The 15,038-nt window shown below is 73.3% G+C and carries 15 protein-coding genes; 10 read left to right on the top strand and 5 right to left on the bottom strand.

The annotated features are described in order from the left end of the window. Positions 1 to 48: 48 nt before the first annotated feature. Positions 49 to 1,821, bottom strand: a complete 1,773-nt coding sequence (locus tag HNQ01_RS16860) for a transglycosylase SLT domain-containing protein (RefSeq protein WP_286180914.1) — start codon at positions 1,819 to 1,821, stop codon at positions 49 to 51. Next, entirely contained in the window at positions 1,818 to 2,609 is a 792-nt protein-coding gene (gene gloB / locus HNQ01_RS16855) for a hydroxyacylglutathione hydrolase (RefSeq protein ID WP_173806588.1), read from the bottom strand. Before gloB ends, HNQ01_RS16860 begins: the two co-directional genes overlap by 4 nt. On the opposite strand from gloB, the gene HNQ01_RS16850 reads away from it, so the two are divergent. From HNQ01_RS16850 to HNQ01_RS16840, 3 genes are read left to right on the top strand one after another with little or no spacing between them, the layout of a single operon-like run. Further along, complete coding sequence (locus HNQ01_RS16850; RefSeq protein ID WP_173806587.1) at positions 2,608 to 3,432, top strand: class I SAM-dependent methyltransferase; 825 nt, start codon at positions 2,608 to 2,610, stop codon at positions 3,430 to 3,432. The genes gloB and HNQ01_RS16850 overlap by 2 nt on opposite strands. Further along, positions 3,429 to 3,977 carry a ribonuclease HI gene (gene rnhA, locus HNQ01_RS16845; RefSeq protein ID WP_173806586.1) on the top strand — a complete coding sequence of 183 codons (549 nt, stop codon included), beginning with the start codon at positions 3,429 to 3,431 and terminating at the stop codon, positions 3,975 to 3,977. The genes HNQ01_RS16850 and rnhA overlap by 4 nt, the downstream gene beginning before the upstream one ends. Then, complete coding sequence (locus HNQ01_RS16840; protein WP_173806585.1) at positions 3,974 to 4,708, top strand: alpha/beta fold hydrolase; 735 nt, start codon at positions 3,974 to 3,976, stop codon at positions 4,706 to 4,708. Before rnhA ends, HNQ01_RS16840 begins: the two co-directional genes overlap by 4 nt. Positions 4,709 to 4,849: 141 nt before the next feature. On the opposite strand, the gene HNQ01_RS22215 is transcribed toward HNQ01_RS16840, so the two are convergent. Beyond that, complete coding sequence (locus HNQ01_RS22215) at positions 4,850 to 5,437, bottom strand: PEP-CTERM sorting domain-containing protein (protein ID WP_217427585.1); 588 nt, start codon at positions 5,435 to 5,437, stop codon at positions 4,850 to 4,852. A gap of 249 nt (positions 5,438 to 5,686) precedes the next feature. Here HNQ01_RS22215 and hmpA point away from each other — a divergent pair, with 249 nt between their 5' ends. The 7 genes from hmpA (at position 5,687) to HNQ01_RS16800 (ending at position 12,869) form a co-directional block, all read left to right on the top strand. After that, positions 5,687 to 6,913, top strand: a complete 1,227-nt coding sequence (gene hmpA / locus HNQ01_RS16830; RefSeq protein WP_173806584.1) for an NO-inducible flavohemoprotein — start codon at positions 5,687 to 5,689, stop codon at positions 6,911 to 6,913. A 56-nt stretch (positions 6,914 to 6,969) separates the two neighbouring features. Beyond that, positions 6,970 to 7,404: an RrF2 family transcriptional regulator gene (locus HNQ01_RS16825; protein ID WP_173806583.1), complete on the top strand. Its 435-nt coding sequence runs from the start codon at positions 6,970 to 6,972 to the stop codon at positions 7,402 to 7,404. A gap of 333 nt (positions 7,405 to 7,737) precedes the next feature. Beyond that, positions 7,738 to 8,472: an SDR family NAD(P)-dependent oxidoreductase gene (locus HNQ01_RS16820; protein WP_173806582.1), complete on the top strand. Its 735-nt coding sequence runs from the start codon at positions 7,738 to 7,740 to the stop codon at positions 8,470 to 8,472. A 14-nt stretch (positions 8,473 to 8,486) separates the two neighbouring features. Beyond that, positions 8,487 to 9,974 (top strand): alpha-amylase, encoded by a 1,488-nt coding sequence (amyA, locus tag HNQ01_RS16815; protein WP_173806581.1) that lies wholly within the window; start codon positions 8,487 to 8,489, stop codon positions 9,972 to 9,974. Continuing rightward, entirely contained in the window at positions 9,971 to 11,737 is a 1,767-nt protein-coding gene (locus HNQ01_RS16810; RefSeq protein WP_173806580.1) for an outer membrane protein assembly factor BamB family protein, read from the top strand. The genes amyA and HNQ01_RS16810 overlap by 4 nt, the downstream gene beginning before the upstream one ends. 231 nt (positions 11,738 to 11,968) lie before the next feature. Continuing rightward, positions 11,969 to 12,322: a GIY-YIG nuclease family protein gene (locus tag HNQ01_RS16805; RefSeq protein WP_173806579.1), complete on the top strand. Its 354-nt coding sequence runs from the start codon at positions 11,969 to 11,971 to the stop codon at positions 12,320 to 12,322. A gap of 385 nt (positions 12,323 to 12,707) precedes the next feature. Further along, on the top strand, positions 12,708 to 12,869 hold the full coding sequence (locus tag HNQ01_RS16800; RefSeq protein ID WP_173806578.1) for a hypothetical protein: 162 nt from the start codon (positions 12,708 to 12,710) through the stop codon (positions 12,867 to 12,869). Between the two features lie 67 nt (positions 12,870 to 12,936). On the opposite strand, the gene HNQ01_RS16795 is transcribed toward HNQ01_RS16800, so the two are convergent. Further along, the gene (locus HNQ01_RS16795) at positions 12,937 to 14,043 is read right to left on the bottom strand and encodes a serine hydrolase domain-containing protein (protein ID WP_217427584.1); all 1,107 of its coding nucleotides are present in this window, start codon (positions 14,041 to 14,043) and stop codon (positions 12,937 to 12,939) included. Positions 14,044 to 14,092: 49 nt separating this feature from the next. Then, the gene (locus HNQ01_RS16790; RefSeq protein ID WP_173806576.1) at positions 14,093 to 14,998 is read right to left on the bottom strand and encodes a DNA-binding protein; all 906 of its coding nucleotides are present in this window, start codon (positions 14,996 to 14,998) and stop codon (positions 14,093 to 14,095) included. Between the last annotated feature and the right edge of the window lie 40 nt (positions 14,999 to 15,038).

The following is a 15,038-nucleotide window of genomic DNA, read 5'->3' as shown; positions in this document are numbered from 1 at the left end:
GGCGCCACCGCGAGCCTCAGCCCGCGGCCTTCGCCGGCGTCGCGGCGCTCACTTGCGCGCGACGCGGGTCGCGGCGTGCACCTTCGTGCCCTTGGCGGCACCGCCGCGCGGCTCGCGCACCTCGGCGACGCGCACCGGTGCGCGGTCGCGGTCCTTGCCGCCCTTGGCCGCCAGGCGGGTGCCCGCGGCCTTGGCGGCACGGCGGTCGTCGTCGCGCTCGCGACGGTCCGCGCGGGCCAGGCTGCGCGACTCGGCCGGCTCGGCCGCAGGCGCCACCTTGCTGCCGACCGGCACCCAGATGACCAGCGACTGCGCCTTGCGGAAGCGCGTGCCGTCGTCGATGCGATTCCAGGCCGCGATCTGGTTCGCGCCGACATGGTAGCGGCGCGCCAGCGCGGCGACGGTGTCGCCCTTGCGCACCGCGATGGCCACCTTGCGCAGCGGCGGCACGTCCGGCGCCAGCGCCATGTGCGCGTTGTCGGCGACATGCTCGGGCACGTCGATGACACGCGTCTCGGCGCGCTGCACCAGCAGCGTCGAGCCGGCCTTGACCAGCATCTTCGGCGGGATGCGGTTGATCTCGCGCAGATCCGACTCGCTCATGCCGGTCTGCTGCGCGGCCTCGGCCGTCTTCATCGTCTTCGGCACCACCCAGGCGGTCCAGCTCGCCAGCGGGCCCTGGTAGGCCGACAGGCGCTTCACGAAGGTGCCGGCGTTGTCGTAGGGCAGCAGGATCTGCGGCGTGCCGGCGGCCAGGATGACCGGCTTGTTCATCTGCGGGTTCAGCGTCTTGAACTCGTCGACGCTCATGCCCGCCAGGCGCGCGGCCACCGAGACGTCCATGTCGCGGCGGATCGGCACGCTCAGGAAGTAGGGGTGGTTCTGCAGCTCGGGCAGCTTCAGGCCGTAGTTCTGCGGCGCCAGCACGATGTTCTTGACCGCCTGGAACTTGGGCACGTAGTTGCGCGTCTCGTCCGGCATCGACAGGCTCAGGTAGTCGGTCGGCAGGCCCAGGCGCTCGTTGCGGGCGATGGCGCGCTTGACGTTGCCCTCGCCCCAGTTGTAGGCGGCCAGCGCCAGATGCCAGTCGCCGCCGAACATCTTGCCGAGCCGGCCGAGGTAGTCGAGCGCGGCGCGCGTCGAGGCGAGCACGTCGCGACGGTCGTCGCGGAACATGTTCTGCTTCAGGTCGTAGTCCTTGCCGGTCAGCGGCATGAACTGCCACATGCCCGAGGCGCGCGCGGTCGACATCGCCTGCGGGTTGAAGGCGCTCTCGATGAAGGGCAGCAGCGCCAGGTCGATCGGCATGCCGCGGCGCTGGACTTCCTCGACGATGTGATAGAGGTAGCGCGAGCCGCGTTCGGTCATGCGCTGGACGTAGTCCGGGCGGCTGGCATACCAGCGCTCGTGCACCCGCACCAGGTCATGGTCGATGTCGGGCATCGTGAAGCCGGTGCGCACGCGCCCCCACAGGTCCTTGCGGGCGCTGGCCGCGTCCATGACCAGGCTGTCGGGCGCGAGCGGATCGACCGGCGCGCCGGCCGCTTCGCGCGGATCCTCGACGACCGCCGCGGCGACGGCCGGCGCGGCCGGGCGCACCGGCTGCAGGCCGGGCACCGGCGCCAGCGGGCCTTCGGCGACGATCGGCGGCGCCTGCAGGTCGCGCGAGCCGACGGTGGTGACCTGGGGCGGCGGCTTGACCTCGCTGCCCTCGTCGACGGTGGCACAGCCGGTCAGCGCCAGCATCAGCGCCGACAGCGCGAAGGTGGTGCGGCGGGACGGACGGGCACGCAGGGCCGGCAGTCGGGGAGAGCGGGTCATCGGTAGGAGTCTTTCCACAGTCGGATGGCGGCGAAGACCGAGACCGGATCGCGGCCGCCCGCGCCCAGCGCGACGGCACGTTCGATCACCCCGGGCTGCTCGCAGCGCAGGAAGGGATTGATCTGCCGCTCGAGGCCGACCGTGGTCGGCAGCGTCGGAAGATCGCGTTCGCGCAGGCTCTTGCACTGCGCCTCGTGGCGGACCACGGCCTCGTTGTCCGGCTCGACCTCGCGTGCGAAGCGCAGGTTGGCCAGCGTGTACTCGTGCGTACAGCATACCCGCGTCTCGTCCGGCAGCGCCGACAGGCGCGCGAGCGAGTGGTGCATCTGCGCTGCCGTGCCCTCGAAGAGCCGGCCGCAGCCGGCCGAGAACAGCGTGTCACCGCAGAAGAGGATCGGAGGCATGCCATGATTTTCGCAGATCGGGCGCACCACGAAGGCCCGATGACCGCGGGTGTGCCCCGGCACCTCCAGCACCTCGATGCGCCAGGGGCCGATCTCGAGCAGGTCGCCGTCGCGCACCGGCTCGACCGCGATCGGCATCGGCTCGTCCGAAGGCCCGAACACGCGGACCCCGGACGTGCGGGCATCGGCTTTCAGGGCCGCCAGACCGCCGACATGATCGCCGTGATGATGGGTCACTAGAATGCAGGCCAGATGCAGGCCGAGCCGGTCGAGTGCTTCGCGCACGGGCGCGGCATCCCCCGGATCCACCACCAGGCCGGTGAGGCCGTCGTGGAGGACCCAGATGTAGTTGTCGGCGAGGGCGGGCAGCGCGATCAGATTCATGGCACGGGACACGGTGATTATAGAGACGGCGCCCTGGCTGGATTCTCCGGCGGGGAGGTATCTGCTGGGGTGGGAGCAGAGGCAGCTCGACCATGTGGTGGCGGACATTTTCGGGTATCACGCGGTGCAGCTGGGGTGGCCGATGGTGGATGCGCTGAGGGCGAGCCGCATCGGACACCGGTGGCTGGTGGGGGACGGGACGCTGGAGGGGCAGGCGGAGCTGGGGCTGACGGCGGGTTCGGCGAGCGTGGTGTCGGCGTACGAGGCGCTGCCGTTTCCTTCGGGCAGTCTGGACCTGGTGGTGCTGCCGCACACGCTGGAGGTGGCGGGCGATGCGCACCAGACGCTGAGGGAGGTGGAGAGGGTGCTGATGCCGGAGGGGCGGGTGGTGATCGTGGGGTTCAACCCGCTGAGCCTGTGGGGAGCGGCGCGAGGGCTGGAGAGGCTGGGGGTACCTGGTTGGCGAGGCCGAGGGGCAGGGGAGCTGATCGGGTGGAGGCGGCTGAGGGACTGGTGCCGGCTGCTGAACCTGGAGGTGGAGTCTGGGAGCTACGGGTGCTACCGGCCGCCGTTCGGAGCGCAGAGCTGGCTCGAGCGCAGCGCGTGGTGCGATGCGGCCGGGGCGAGGTGGTGGCCGGTGCTGGGCAGCGTGTACCTGATGGTGGCGGTGAAGCGGGTGAGGGCGATGAGGCTGCTGGGTCCGCCGTGGGCGCAGGCGGGGCCGAGGCGTCGTGGGGCGAGGGCGCCGGCGGTGGCCACGCGCAGCCGCGCGCCTGGGGCGGGCGGGGATGGATTTTCTTGTTGGGGACCGGACGAGCGATGAGCGACAGCAGCAGCAACGACAGCAGCGACGGCAAGGGGCAGGGCAGCGGGAGCGTCTTGCCGGTGCGAGGGGCGATCCGGCGGCCGCGGGTGACGATCTACACGGACGGGGCGTGCAAGGGCAACCCGGGGCCGGGCGGGTGGGGGGCGTGGCTGTCGAGCGACGGGCACGAGAAGGAGCTGTGCGGGGGGGAGCTGGGCACGACGAACAACCGCATGGAGATGACGGCGGTGATCGAGGCGCTGGCGAGCCTGAAGCGGACGTGCGACGTGGTGCTGTACACGGACAGCGAGTACGTGAGGAACGGCATCACGTCGTGGATCCATGGGTGGAAGGCGCGGGGCTGGAAGACGGCGGCGAAGCAGCCGGTGAAGAACGTGGAGCTGTGGCAGCGCATCGATGCGCTGGCGCAGCTGCACGCGGTGGAGTGGCGCTGGGTGAAGGGGCACGCGGGCGATCCGGGCAACGAGCGGGCGGACGCGCTGGCCAACCGGGGCGTGGAGCTGGCGCAGGCCGGCGGGCGTGCGGCCGGGGCGGGGCGATGAGCGCGTACGTGCTGATCCACGGCGCCTGGCATGGGGCGTGGTGCTGGCGGCGGGTGCTGCCGGGGCTGAGGGCGGCGGGGCACGAGGCGCATGCGGTGACGCTCACGGGGGTGGGCGATCGCGCGCACCTGCTGCACGCGGAGCTGAGGCTGGCGGACCATGTGGCCGACGTGCTGGGCCTGATCGAGGCGGAGGAGCTGCCGAGCGAGGAGCTGGTGCTGGTGGGGCACAGCTACGGCGGGCTGGTGATGACGGCGGTGGCCGATGCGCTGCTGAGGCGGGGCGGTGCGCAGGCGCGGCTGCGGCACCTGGTGTACGTGGACGCGGTGACGCCGCACCCGGGCGAGTCGTGGTCGAGCCAGCACGCGCCGGAGACGGTGGCGGCGCGGGTGGAGGCGATGGAGCGGGACGCGCGCCGGGCGATGCCGGCGCCGGACGCGGCCGTCTTCGGGCTGGAGGGGGCGGACCGCGACTGGGTGAACCGGCGCCAGACGCCGCAGCCCGGGGGCGTGTACCGGGACGTGCTGGACTTCGACGCGGCGCGGGTGGCGGCGCAGCCGCGCACCTTCGTGGACTGCACGGCGCCGGCGCTGGCGACGATCGCGGTGATGCGCGAGCGGGTGCGGCGCGAGCCGGGCTGGCGGGTGGTGGAGCTGGCCACCGGGCACGACCCGATGGTGAGCGCGCCGCAGGCGCTGGTGGAGGTGCTGCTGGGGTGTCAGGGGGGCTGAGTGGGTCCCCGCCTTCGCGGGGATGACGGAAAGAGGGCGCGGGAATGACGGCATCCAGCTCCCGTCACCCTCGCACCTCTCCCGTCACCCTTGCGCCCCTCCCGTCACCCTCGCGCAGGCGAGGGCCCACGCGCCAGGCGGTCAGGCGGCCGTGGCGCCGGCGATCTCGGGCGCGGCTGTCGTGCGCAGGCTGTTGCGGCGCCGGGCATGCAGGCCCAGCAGGCCCAGGCCGGCGACCATCATCGCGATGCTGCCGGGCTCGGGCACCGGTGCCGTCAGCGGGACGGTCGTCCAGATGTTGGCGGCCGGGCTGGAGGTGTAGCCCGAGTTGCCGATCGGGCCCAACAGCGTGATCTTCGTGTCCTGCAGACCCCACAGACCGTCGTTGGTGTAGGCGTACAGACCCATGCTGCTGAAATGGCCCAGGCTGGTGGAGCCGTCGAACCAGAAGGTCGCGCTGATGCCGTTCTGGAAGCTGGTGATGGCCTTGCCCCGGATGGTGCCGGAGACGCTGGTGATGGTCTCGGGGCTGCTGGCGTCGCCGGCGGTGGTGATGTCCATGTCGACGACCAGCGGGCTGCCCAGCGGCGGGCTGAACGGATTGGCCTGGGTGAAGGTGCCGTTGAAATCGACCGAGAAGGTATCGGCCTGGGCCGGGCTGGCGCCGCCCAGCAGCGCGGCCGCGGCGAGGGCGGCGGCGATGAGGGGGGTCTTGTTTCGTGCGTGCATGGTGACCTCGATGTAGAGAAACGTGTCTTGAAATAGACATTTGTCAATCTACGTGATCATTTCTGCCAGAAGTTCCGGGACTCCCGTGACCAAGGGGCGTGTTGAAAGCCGGAAAAGCGGGCGTACCAGGAGGAATCCCCGAGCGAGGGGGGCGTCCCCCGTGCGGCAGCGAGAGCCCACATCCCTTGGGGTCTTTAAAGATGCATCCACAATGCATCTATTGATCCACTCTGCCTTGAAGGCCCTGCCATGCTCGACGCCCCCACCCGCGCCCAGGTGCGCGCCACCGCCCCGGTGCTGCAGCAGCACGGCGTGGCGCTGACGCGCCACTTCTACGCCCGCATGTTCCAGCACAACCCGGAGCTGCGCGAGATCTTCAACCAGGGCCACCAGCGCAGCGGCGCGCAGCAGCAGGCGCTGGCGATGGCGGTGGCGGCGTATGCCGAGCACATCGACGACCCCACGGTGCTGATGCCGGTGCTCGAGCGCGTCGCGGCCAAGCATGTGAGCCTGGGCATCCGGCGCGAGCACTACGCCATCGTCGGGCGGCACCTGCTGGCCTCCATCACCGAGGTGCTGGGCGAGGAGGCGGCCACGCCGGCGCTGATGGACGCCTGGGCGCAGGCCTACGGCCAGCTGGCGGCGCTGCTGGCCGGCATGGAGCAGGGCCTGTACGACCAGGCCGCGACGCAGCCCGGCGGCTGGACCGGCTGGCGCAGCCTGCGGGTGCAGCGCCGCCAGGCCGAGAGCGAGGAGATCACCTCCTTCCACCTGGTGCCGGCCGACGGCGGCCCGGTGCCGGCCTTCCGGCCGGGGCAGTATCTGTCGGTGCGGGTGCTGGTGCCGGCGCTGGGCTACCGCCAGCCGCGGCAGTACAGCCTGTCGAACGCGCCCGGGGGCGACCACCTGCGCATCTCGGTCAAGCGCGAGGACGGGCAGGGTGGCGAGGCCGGCATGGTCTCGACCTGGCTGCACCGGCACCTGGCCGAGGGCGAGGTGCTGGAGGTGGCGCCGCCGGCGGGCGACTTCGTGCTGCACGAGGACCGCGACACGCCGGTGCTGCTGCTCAGCGCCGGGGTGGGCATCACGCCGATGATGGCGATGCTCGAGCACCTGGCGCGCACGCAGCCGGCGCGCACGGTGCGCTTCGTGCATGCGGCGCGCCATGCCGGGGTGCAGGCCTTCGGGGCGCGGGTGCGGGCGCTGGTGGCGGGGCTGGCCGATGCGCGGGCCTGGTTCGTGCACGAGGCGGCGCCCGCGGGCGTGCCGGCCGACGGCGCCGCGCCCGACGCGCTGGGCCGCATCGACCCGGCCGACCTGCGCACGCAGGGCCTGCTGCCCGACGACGCCGACATCTACCTCTGCGGCCCGGCCGGCTTCATGGCCGCGCAGCGCCGCGCGCTGCTGCAGCTGGGCGTGCCGGCGGCGCGCATCCACGCCGAGGCCTTCGGCACCGGCGGCGTGGCCGAGGGCTGAGCGGCGGCGGGCCAGGCCGGCGCGGCCGGGCGGGGCGCTGGCGTATGCTGGCCGCCATGCAACTGACCCGATTCACCGACCTGGGGCTGCGGGTGCTGATGTATGTCAGCGTCAGCGCGCCCGGCGAGGTCGTCACCATCGCCGAGATCGGCCAGCGCTTCGACGCCGCGCCCAACCATCTGACCAAGGTGGTGCAGTTCATGGGCCAGCAGGGCTGGCTGGTCAACGTGCGCGGCAAGGGCGGCGGCGTGCGCCTGGCGCGCCCGGCCGCCGACTACCGCCTGGGCCGGATCGTGCGCGCGCTGGAGCGCACCGAGGCGCTGATCGACTGCGCCGAGCCGCCGTGCGTGCTGCGCGGCGCCTGCGCGCTCAAGGGTCTGCTCGACCAGGCCGAGGAGGCCTTCTACGCCGAGCTGGACCGCCACACCCTGGCCGACGCGATGGGCGGCGGCACGGGGGAGGTGGTGGTGAGGCTGCATCGGGGGGGGTGATTTCGCCGTCACCCTGGCACCTGCCCCCGTCACCCTCGCACCTTGCTCCGTCACCCTCGCCCCCCTCCCGTCACCCTCGCGAAGGCGAGGGCCCACGGTGAACATCCGCCGTGCCCTGCGTGGGTCCCCGCCTGCGCGGGGATGACGCAAAGGAGGCGCGGCAATGACGGGAAGGGGGCGCGCATGACGGCAGAAGGGCGTGGGGAGGGCGGCAGCAGAAGTAGGCCTTCTCCGACAGAGTCAGGGGCTGGGGGCTGATGAGCGGGGCGGGGGCGGGCGCATCCAATGGCGGGAGGTCATCAACCCTTTCGACATCACGGAGAACCCCTGCCCATGAACTTCCAGGAACCTGTCCTGCAGCACCGCTTCCGCGGCCATGCGGTCGCCGTCCAGGGGGCGGCCAGCGAACTGGGGCATGCGGTGGCGGTGCGCTTCGCGGCCGAGGGGGCGCAGGTGGTGCTCATCGACCGCGACGAGGCGCTGCTGCAGCGGCGTGCGGCCGGTCTGGTGCCGTCGCGGGTGCTGGTGAGCGGGCGCGACCCGCAGGATGCGGCGCAGGCGGACGAGCTGATGGCGCAGGTGCACCGGCGCTTCGGGCCGCTGGGGACGTGGATCAACGTCTTCGGCGACGAGGGCGGCACGGCCTGGCCGGTGGCGGGGTGCGAGGCGGCGCTGTCCGACCTGGTCGCGCAGGACGGCAGCGTGATCCACCTCTGGCCGGACGCGGGGCTGCGCGCCAGCGTGGTCATGGAGACGGTGGCGCGGCGCCTGCGGGCGGCGCGGCGACCGGCGGGCGTGCGCATCAACACCGTGGCGGGCCGGGGCGGGGCGGACGCGGCGGTGCGGCGCGACATGGCGACGCTGGCCTGCTTCCTGGCGAGTGCGCAGGCGCGCTGCCTGGACGGCGTGCTGCTGCCGGTGCAGGCGCAGGCGCGGGCGCTGCAGCCGCAGCCGCAGCCCGGGCCCCTGCCGGCGGGGCCGGTGGCCGTCGTGGCGCCGCTCCCGGCCACGGGGCCGCAACCCCAGCCGCAGCCGCGCCGCATGGCGGGCCTGGCGCTGGCGCGCTGATCCGGAGGCCGCACATGACGACGATCCACAGGACGCTGATCCAGTTCTTCCACTGGTACACGCCCGGAGGCGGGCAGCTTTGGGGCGAGGTGCAGGCGAGGGCGCCGGAGCTGGCGCGGCTGGGAGTCACGGACGTGTGGCTGCCGCCGGCGAGCAAGGGCGCCAGCGGCGCCGTCTCGGTGGGCTACGACACCTACGACCTGTTCGACCTGGGCGAATTCGACCAGAAGGGCAGCGTGGCGACGAAGTACGGCGACCGCGCCGGGCTGGAGCGGGCGACGGCGGCGCTGCGGGAGGCGGGCCTGCGGGTGCTGCACGACGCGGTGATGAACCACAAGATGGGCGCCGACGACATGGAGCGGGTGCGGGTGCAGCGGGTGGACGCCGAGGACCGCCGGCGCATCGACCCGGAGATCGTGGAGGCGAGCGCCTACACGGTGTTCCGCTTTCCTGGGCGCGGTGGCCGGCACTCGCGCTTCGAGTGGACGGCGGCGTGCTTCACCGGGGTGGACGCGATCCGCGATCCGGACGAGGCGGGCATCTTCCGCATCGTCAACGAGCACGGCGACGAGCACTGGAACCGGGAAGTCGACGACGAGGGCGGCAACTTCGACTACCTGATGGGCGCCGACATCGAGTTCCGCAACCCGGCGGTGTACGAGGAGATGAAGTACTGGGGGCGCTGGCTGGGCGAGCAGGTGGCGTGCGACGGCTTCCGGCTGGACGCGGCCAAGCACATCCCGGCCTGGTTCATCCGCGACTGGGTCGGGCACATGCGCGAGACGCACGGCCAGGACATCTTCGTGGTGGCCGAGTACTGGAACCCGGACTTCGACGCGCTGGCGACCTACATCGAGCGCACCGACCGGCAGCTGGCGGTGTTCGACGTGGCGCTGCACCACCGCTTCCATGACGCGGCGCGCGCCGGCGCCGACTTCGACCTGCGCACGATCTTCGACGGCAGCCTGGTGGCCTCGCTGCCCGAGCACGCGGTCACGATCGTCGACAACCACGACACGCAGCCGCTGCAGGCGCTCGAGTCCCCGGTGGAGGCGTGGTTCAAGCCGCTGGCGTATGCGCTGATCCTGCTGCGCGAGCAGGGCGTGCCGTGCGTGTTCCACCCGGACCTGTACGGGGCCGAGTACGAGGACACCGGGGCGGACGGGCAGGTGCACCGGGTGCAGATGCCGGCCATCGAGGCGCTGCCGCGGCTCATCGAGGCGCGCCAGCGCTTCGCCCACGGCCCGCAGAGCGACCACTTCGACGAGCCCGGCTGCATCGGCTTCGTGCGCCACGGCACGGCCGAGCAGCCCGGCTGCGTGGTGGTGCTGGCCAACGGCGGCGAGGCCGGGCGCGACCTCACGCTCGGCCCCGAGCACGCCGGCGAGGTCTGGACCGACTTCCTCGGCCACCGCCAGGACGAGGTGGTGCTGGACGAGCAGGGGCGGGGGGTGTTCCGGGTGAACGGCGGGAGCGTGAGCGTGTGGGTGGCGCGCACATGAGCCGCGCGATCAGGACGGCCGCCGCGACGGCGGCAGCGGCGCTGACGCTGGCGTGCGCGCCGGCGCAGGCGAGCTGGAACGACACGGTGCCGGTGCTGGCGCGGGCGTTCAACTGGCTGCGCTACCTGGCGGCGCCGCAGGGCACGCTGGAGACGGAGATGGCGCCGGGCGCGGTCGCCGCGCCGGCGGTGGGGCCGGTGGGGGCCACCGCGCCGGACTGGGCCAGCTACAACAAGACGCTGGAGTCGGCGCGCTACGCCAGCCTGGCGCAGATCACGCCGCAGCGCGTGGCGGGGCTGGAGGTGCTGTGCACCTACGACACGGGCGTGTACACCGGCTTCAACACCGGGCTGATCGAGCTGCAGGGGCGGCTGCTCTTCGCCAGCGACCACGACACCTTCGTGATCGACGCCAACGACTGCCACGAGGTCTGGCGGGTGCACGAGGACTACGAGCCGGCCACGCCGCAGAACGTCAACCGCGGGGTGGCGGTGCTGGACGGGCGGGTGTTCCGGGGCACGCAGGACGGGCGGGTGCTGGCCTACGAGCTGGCCAGCGGGCGGCGGCTGTGGGAGACGCGCATCGCCGATCCGGCCCGGGGCGAGAGCGTGCCGGCGGCGCCGATCGCCTGGAACGGGCGGGTGTTCGTGGGCAATGCCGGCGGCGACATGAAGGGCGTGAAAGGGCGCATGTACGCGCTGGACGCGGCCACGGGGCGCATCGACTGGGAGTTCTACCTGGTGCCGCGCACGGCCGGCGACGTGCAGCGCGGCCCGCAGGCGGACTCGCCGCTGGACACCTCGAGCTGGCCGCTGCCGGCGGGCGCGCCGATCACCGGCGGGGCGACCTGGACGTCCTACACGCTCGACGCCGAGCGGGGGCTGCTGTACGTGCCCGGGGGCAACCCGGCGCCGGACTTCGCGCTGGGCGTGCGCGACGGCGAGAACCTGTACTCGGGCTCGGTGGTGGTGCTCGATGCGCGCACCGGCGCGTACCGCGGGCATCACAAGATCGTGCCGAAGGACTGGCATGACTGGGACGTCTCGAGCGCGCCGGCGCTGATCCGCACGGCCGCGGGCGTGCCGATGATGATCGTGGCACCCAAGGACGGGCACCTGTACGGCTTCGACCTGCGGGACGCGGGCCTGCGCTACCGCGTGCCGGTGACGCGGGTGGAGAACGCCGACGTGCCGTTCGAGCCGGGCAAGGACGTGCATTTCTGTCCCGGCTCGGTGGGCGGCGCGGAATGGAACGGCCCGGCCTTCGACCCGGTGACCAACCAGGTGCTGATCGGCGAGGCCGAGTGGTGCACCACGGTGCGGGTGAAGCCGCCGGAGCGGGTGCTGGCCCAGAAGGACGGCAAGCCCTGGGCGGGCCACGACTCGATCAACCCGCTGGACGTGTGGGGCCGCCAGGACCCGTTCACGCAGTGGGCGGGCTGGGTGTACGCGGTCGATGCCGACACCGGGCGGTGGCGCTGGCGGGCGCGCACGAACTATCCGGTGCTCAGCGGCATGACGCCCACCGGCGGCGGCGTGGTCTTCTTCGGCGACATGGGCGGGCACCTGTACGCGCTGGACCTGCGCGACGGCCGCAGGCTGTGGGGCCGCCAGATGGGCGGCGCGATCGGCGGCGGCGTGATCACCTACGACGCCGGCGCCGGCCAGCGCGTGGCGGTGGCCACCGGCCTGACGGAGGTGCTGTGGCCGACGCGCATCACCACCGCGAAGGTCTCGGTGCTGGGCATGCCGGCAGGGCGCTGAGGCCCGGGCGGGTTCGGACTGCCGGCCGTGCCCGGCGTGGGTCCCCGCCTGCGCGGGGATGACGGGCAGGGGGCGCGGCAATGACGGAAAGCTCTGCCGTCACCCTCGCACCTCTGCCGTCACCCTCGCGAAGGCGAGGGCCCACGCCCGCATCCCCATGCGGAGGACCCACGCCCTCATCCCCCTCCAGCGGGATCCCCGCACCACGGCCCCCGCGCTCCACTGACGGCCATGGAGCCCCGCCATCCCGCCGTCTACCTGCTGGCCAGCCAGCGCCTGGGCACGCTGTACATCGGCGTGACCTCCAACCTGGTGCAGCGCGTCTGGCAGCACCGGCAAGGGCTGGCGGACGGCTTCACCGCGCGGCATGGCGTCAAGCGGCTGGTCTGGTACGAGCAGCACGAGACGATGCCCGCGGCCATCGCGCGCGAGAAGGCGCTCAAGCACTGGCGGCGCGAGTGGAAGATCCGCCTGATCGAGGAGGGCAACCCGGAGTGGCGCGACCTGTGGGGGGAGATCGCGGGTCAAGCCCGTCACCCTTGCACCTTTCTCCGTCACCCTCGCGAAGGCGAGGGCCCACGGTGAACATCCGCTGTGCCCTGCGTGGATCCCCGCCTTCGCGGGGATGACGGGAAGGGGGCGCGGGGATGATGCGTGGGTCCCCGCCTTCGCGGGGATGACGGCACCCAATTCCATCACCCTCGCACCTCTGCCGTCACCCTCGCGAACGCGAGGGCCCACGCGCACCACCCGCCGCCGCCAGCCCACGGGGGAGGTGGTGGTGAGGCTGCATCGGGGGGTGATGGGGGCGGGGCAGGCCTCGCGCGGGGCCCCGCTCCGGCGAAAGCGCACGCCCGCCTGTCGCCGGTCCGACCTGGCCGTTCAGCCGAGGTTCAAGCGCCGGCGCAGACACTGGCCGGAACGCATCGTGCCTCGTGCGCGATGTGCGTCCCCCATCCAGGAGTCCGCCATGCACGCCGAACTGCACCGTTTTCTCGCCCGCCTGACCGGCACCGTCGTCCTGACGCTGGTGCCGGTGATCTTCACCGCCTTCGTCTCGATGCCGATGGCGCTGAGCCGCCATCCCGGCGAGCCGGCGCCCGCGGGGCAGGTCGCGCGGCACATGAGCTGAGCGGCCTCGGGCCGGCGGCCGTGGCCTCGCGCGGGTCCCCGGATGACGCTCCCCCTCGACATCCCCTTCAGCCCGACACGCTGCCCACCACATCCCGCAGCAGGCGGTCCACGCGCGCATTCACCGCCGGCTCCCCGTAGGCGCCGGCGGACACCGCGACCACGAGGTCCAGCGCCGGCACCAGGTAGAGCCGCTGGCCGCCGTTGCCGAAGCCGGCGGTCCAGGACAGGGGGCTGTCGCGGTGTGCCGGGCGCGGGTCGGCGGGGATCTGTCCATGCCACCAGAAGCGGCCGTAGCGCAGCCCGGTCAGCACCGGGCCGAGTGGCGGCACGTCCACGCGCGGCTGCAGGGACTCGGCCAGCCAGGCGGCGGGCACCACCTCGCGGCCCTGCCAGCGCCCCTGACCGAGCACCAGCCGGCCCAGCCGCGCCAGGTCGCGCGGGCGCAGGCGCAGCCCGGTGAAGGCCAGCGGCCGGTCGCGGAAGTCGGCGGTCCATGCCCAGCGGGTGATGCCCATCGGCGCCCAGAGCACGGCGTCGGCCCACGCGGGCAGCGGCTGGCCGGTGCGCTCGGCGAGCAGCTGGGCGAGCACGGCGGTGCCGCCGCTGTGGTACTGCCAGCGGGTGCCCGGGGTGCTGACGAGCGGGCGCTCGAAGACGAAGCGGGCGGGGTCGGCGCGCCAGTAGAGGCGCAACTCGTCGTCGTCGAGCAGGCCGAGGCGGCCGGGTTCGGTCCAGGCCAGGCCGCTGGTCATGTCGAACAGGTGGGCCAGGGTGATGGCCTCGCGCCCGTCGCGGCGCAGATCGGCCAGCGCGGGCAGCAGGTCGAGGGCAGGCGTGTCCAGCGGCGGCACCAGACCGCGCGCCTGCGCGATGCCCCAGAGCAGCGAGACGACCGACTTGCTGATGGAGCGCACGTCGTGGAGCGTGTCGGCATCGAAGCGCGTCGGGGTGGACCACAGGGCGGTGGTGAGCCGGTCGGGCCCGTCGCGGTAGCACTCGCCCAGCACCACGCCGGCCCGCTCGACGACGACGCCGTGGAGGTTGTCGGAGCCGGTGGCGATGGCGCCGAGCAGGGTGTCGAGGGAGGTGGGGGCAGCGGGGGGGCCTGGCGTTGCGGCGTGGAGCGGCGGGGCCAGCAGCAGGGGGGTGGCGAGGAAGGCGCGGCGGTACATGGGGGAGGTGTACTGCATTGCGGTGACGAGATGGCTTCCCGGCTTCCCGTCACCCTCGCGAACGCGAGGGCCCACGCGCACCACCACCCGCCGCCGCCACCCCCGCGCGCCGCTCGCGCATGCGCTCCCGGAGCCGTTCGCCCTCGAGGCGGTCGCGCTCGGCCTGGAGCTGGGCCAGGCGCGCTTCGAGGCGGGCGTGGCGCTCGAGCTGGGCGAGCTGCTCGGTGCGGGCCTGGGTGCGCTCGCGCTCGAGCTGGGCGGCGCTGTCGCGGGCCTGCTCGGCCAGGCGCTGCTCGGCGCGCTGGCGGGCCTGGCGCTCGCGGTCCATGTCGGCGGCTGCGCGGCGCTCGGCGTCGCGGGCGCGGGCGTGGGCCTCGTCGATGGCCAGGCGGGCCTGTTCGCGCTCGCCCCGGGCCTGCTCGTGCAGGCGGGTCTGTTCCTGGCGGGCATGCTCGCGCAGCTGCTCGCGCTCGAGCTGCGCGGCGGCCAGCTCGCGGGCCTGGGCGGCGTCGCGCTCGGCCTGGGCGGCCTGGGTGGCGGCGAGCTGCAGGCGCAGGGCGTCCAGCTCGGCGGCCTGGGCCTGGGCGAGGGTCTGCACGCGCGCGAGCTCCGCGGCCTGGGCGTCGCGCTCGGCGCGGGCCTGGCGGGCCTGGTCCTCGGCCTGGAGGGCGCGGGTCTCGGCCGCCTGGTGGGCCAGCGCCTGCGCGGTCTCCCAGAGCTGGCGGGCGAGTTCGCGCACCGGCTCGGGCGCGTCGGTGTCGGGCGCGCGGAAGGCCTGCGGGTCGGCGATGCGCGCGCCCAGCCGGGCGAACCAGCTCTCCAGATGGGGACTGACGGTGTTGGGCGAGCCGCGGCCGATCTTCAGGCGCACGCGCTCGATGGTCGGGCGTGCGCCTTCGAGCAGCAGCGCGTCGGCGGCTTTCCAGACATCCTGTTCGGTGATCCCGCGACTCATGATGAAGCGCCCTCTCTCGGTCGATTGATAACCAACGATA

The sequence above is a fragment of the Sphaerotilus uruguayifluvii genome, assembly GCF_013294065.1.
Lineage (GTDB): Bacteria > Pseudomonadota > Gammaproteobacteria > Burkholderiales > Burkholderiaceae_C > Sphaerotilus > Sphaerotilus uruguayifluvii.
The sequence above is the reverse complement of the archived record's forward strand: the minus strand, read 5'-3'. Positions and strand labels throughout refer to the sequence as shown.

What these genes read in the sequence shown, in the direction of transcription:
- HNQ01_RS16860 (WP_286180914.1), bottom strand. Translation starts at nt 1,821, where the DNA reads ATGACCCGCTCTCCCCGACTGCCGGCCCTGCGTGCCCGTCCGTCCCGC.
- HNQ01_RS16850 (WP_173806587.1), top strand. Translation starts at nt 2,608, where the DNA reads ATGGCACGGGACACGGTGATTATAGAGACGGCGCCCTGGCTGGATTCT.
- gloB (WP_173806588.1), bottom strand. Translation starts at nt 2,609, where the DNA reads ATGAATCTGATCGCGCTGCCCGCCCTCGCCGACAACTACATCTGGGTC.
- rnhA (WP_173806586.1), top strand. Translation starts at nt 3,429, where the DNA reads ATGAGCGACAGCAGCAGCAACGACAGCAGCGACGGCAAGGGGCAGGGC.
- HNQ01_RS16840 (WP_173806585.1), top strand. Translation starts at nt 3,974, where the DNA reads ATGAGCGCGTACGTGCTGATCCACGGCGCCTGGCATGGGGCGTGGTGC.
- HNQ01_RS22215 (WP_217427585.1), bottom strand. Translation starts at nt 5,437, where the DNA reads ATGCACGCACGAAACAAGACCCCCCTCATCGCCGCCGCCCTCGCCGCG.
- hmpA (WP_173806584.1), top strand. Translation starts at nt 5,687, where the DNA reads ATGCTCGACGCCCCCACCCGCGCCCAGGTGCGCGCCACCGCCCCGGTG.
- HNQ01_RS16825 (WP_173806583.1), top strand. Translation starts at nt 6,970, where the DNA reads ATGCAACTGACCCGATTCACCGACCTGGGGCTGCGGGTGCTGATGTAT.
- HNQ01_RS16820 (WP_173806582.1), top strand. Translation starts at nt 7,738, where the DNA reads ATGAACTTCCAGGAACCTGTCCTGCAGCACCGCTTCCGCGGCCATGCG.
- amyA (WP_173806581.1), top strand. Translation starts at nt 8,487, where the DNA reads ATGACGACGATCCACAGGACGCTGATCCAGTTCTTCCACTGGTACACG.
- HNQ01_RS16810 (WP_173806580.1), top strand. Translation starts at nt 9,971, where the DNA reads ATGAGCCGCGCGATCAGGACGGCCGCCGCGACGGCGGCAGCGGCGCTG.
- HNQ01_RS16805 (WP_173806579.1), top strand. Translation starts at nt 11,969, where the DNA reads ATGGAGCCCCGCCATCCCGCCGTCTACCTGCTGGCCAGCCAGCGCCTG.
- HNQ01_RS16800 (WP_173806578.1), top strand. Translation starts at nt 12,708, where the DNA reads ATGCACGCCGAACTGCACCGTTTTCTCGCCCGCCTGACCGGCACCGTC.
- HNQ01_RS16795 (WP_217427584.1), bottom strand. Translation starts at nt 14,043, where the DNA reads ATGTACCGCCGCGCCTTCCTCGCCACCCCCCTGCTGCTGGCCCCGCCG.
- HNQ01_RS16790 (WP_173806576.1), bottom strand. Translation starts at nt 14,998, where the DNA reads ATGAGTCGCGGGATCACCGAACAGGATGTCTGGAAAGCCGCCGACGCG.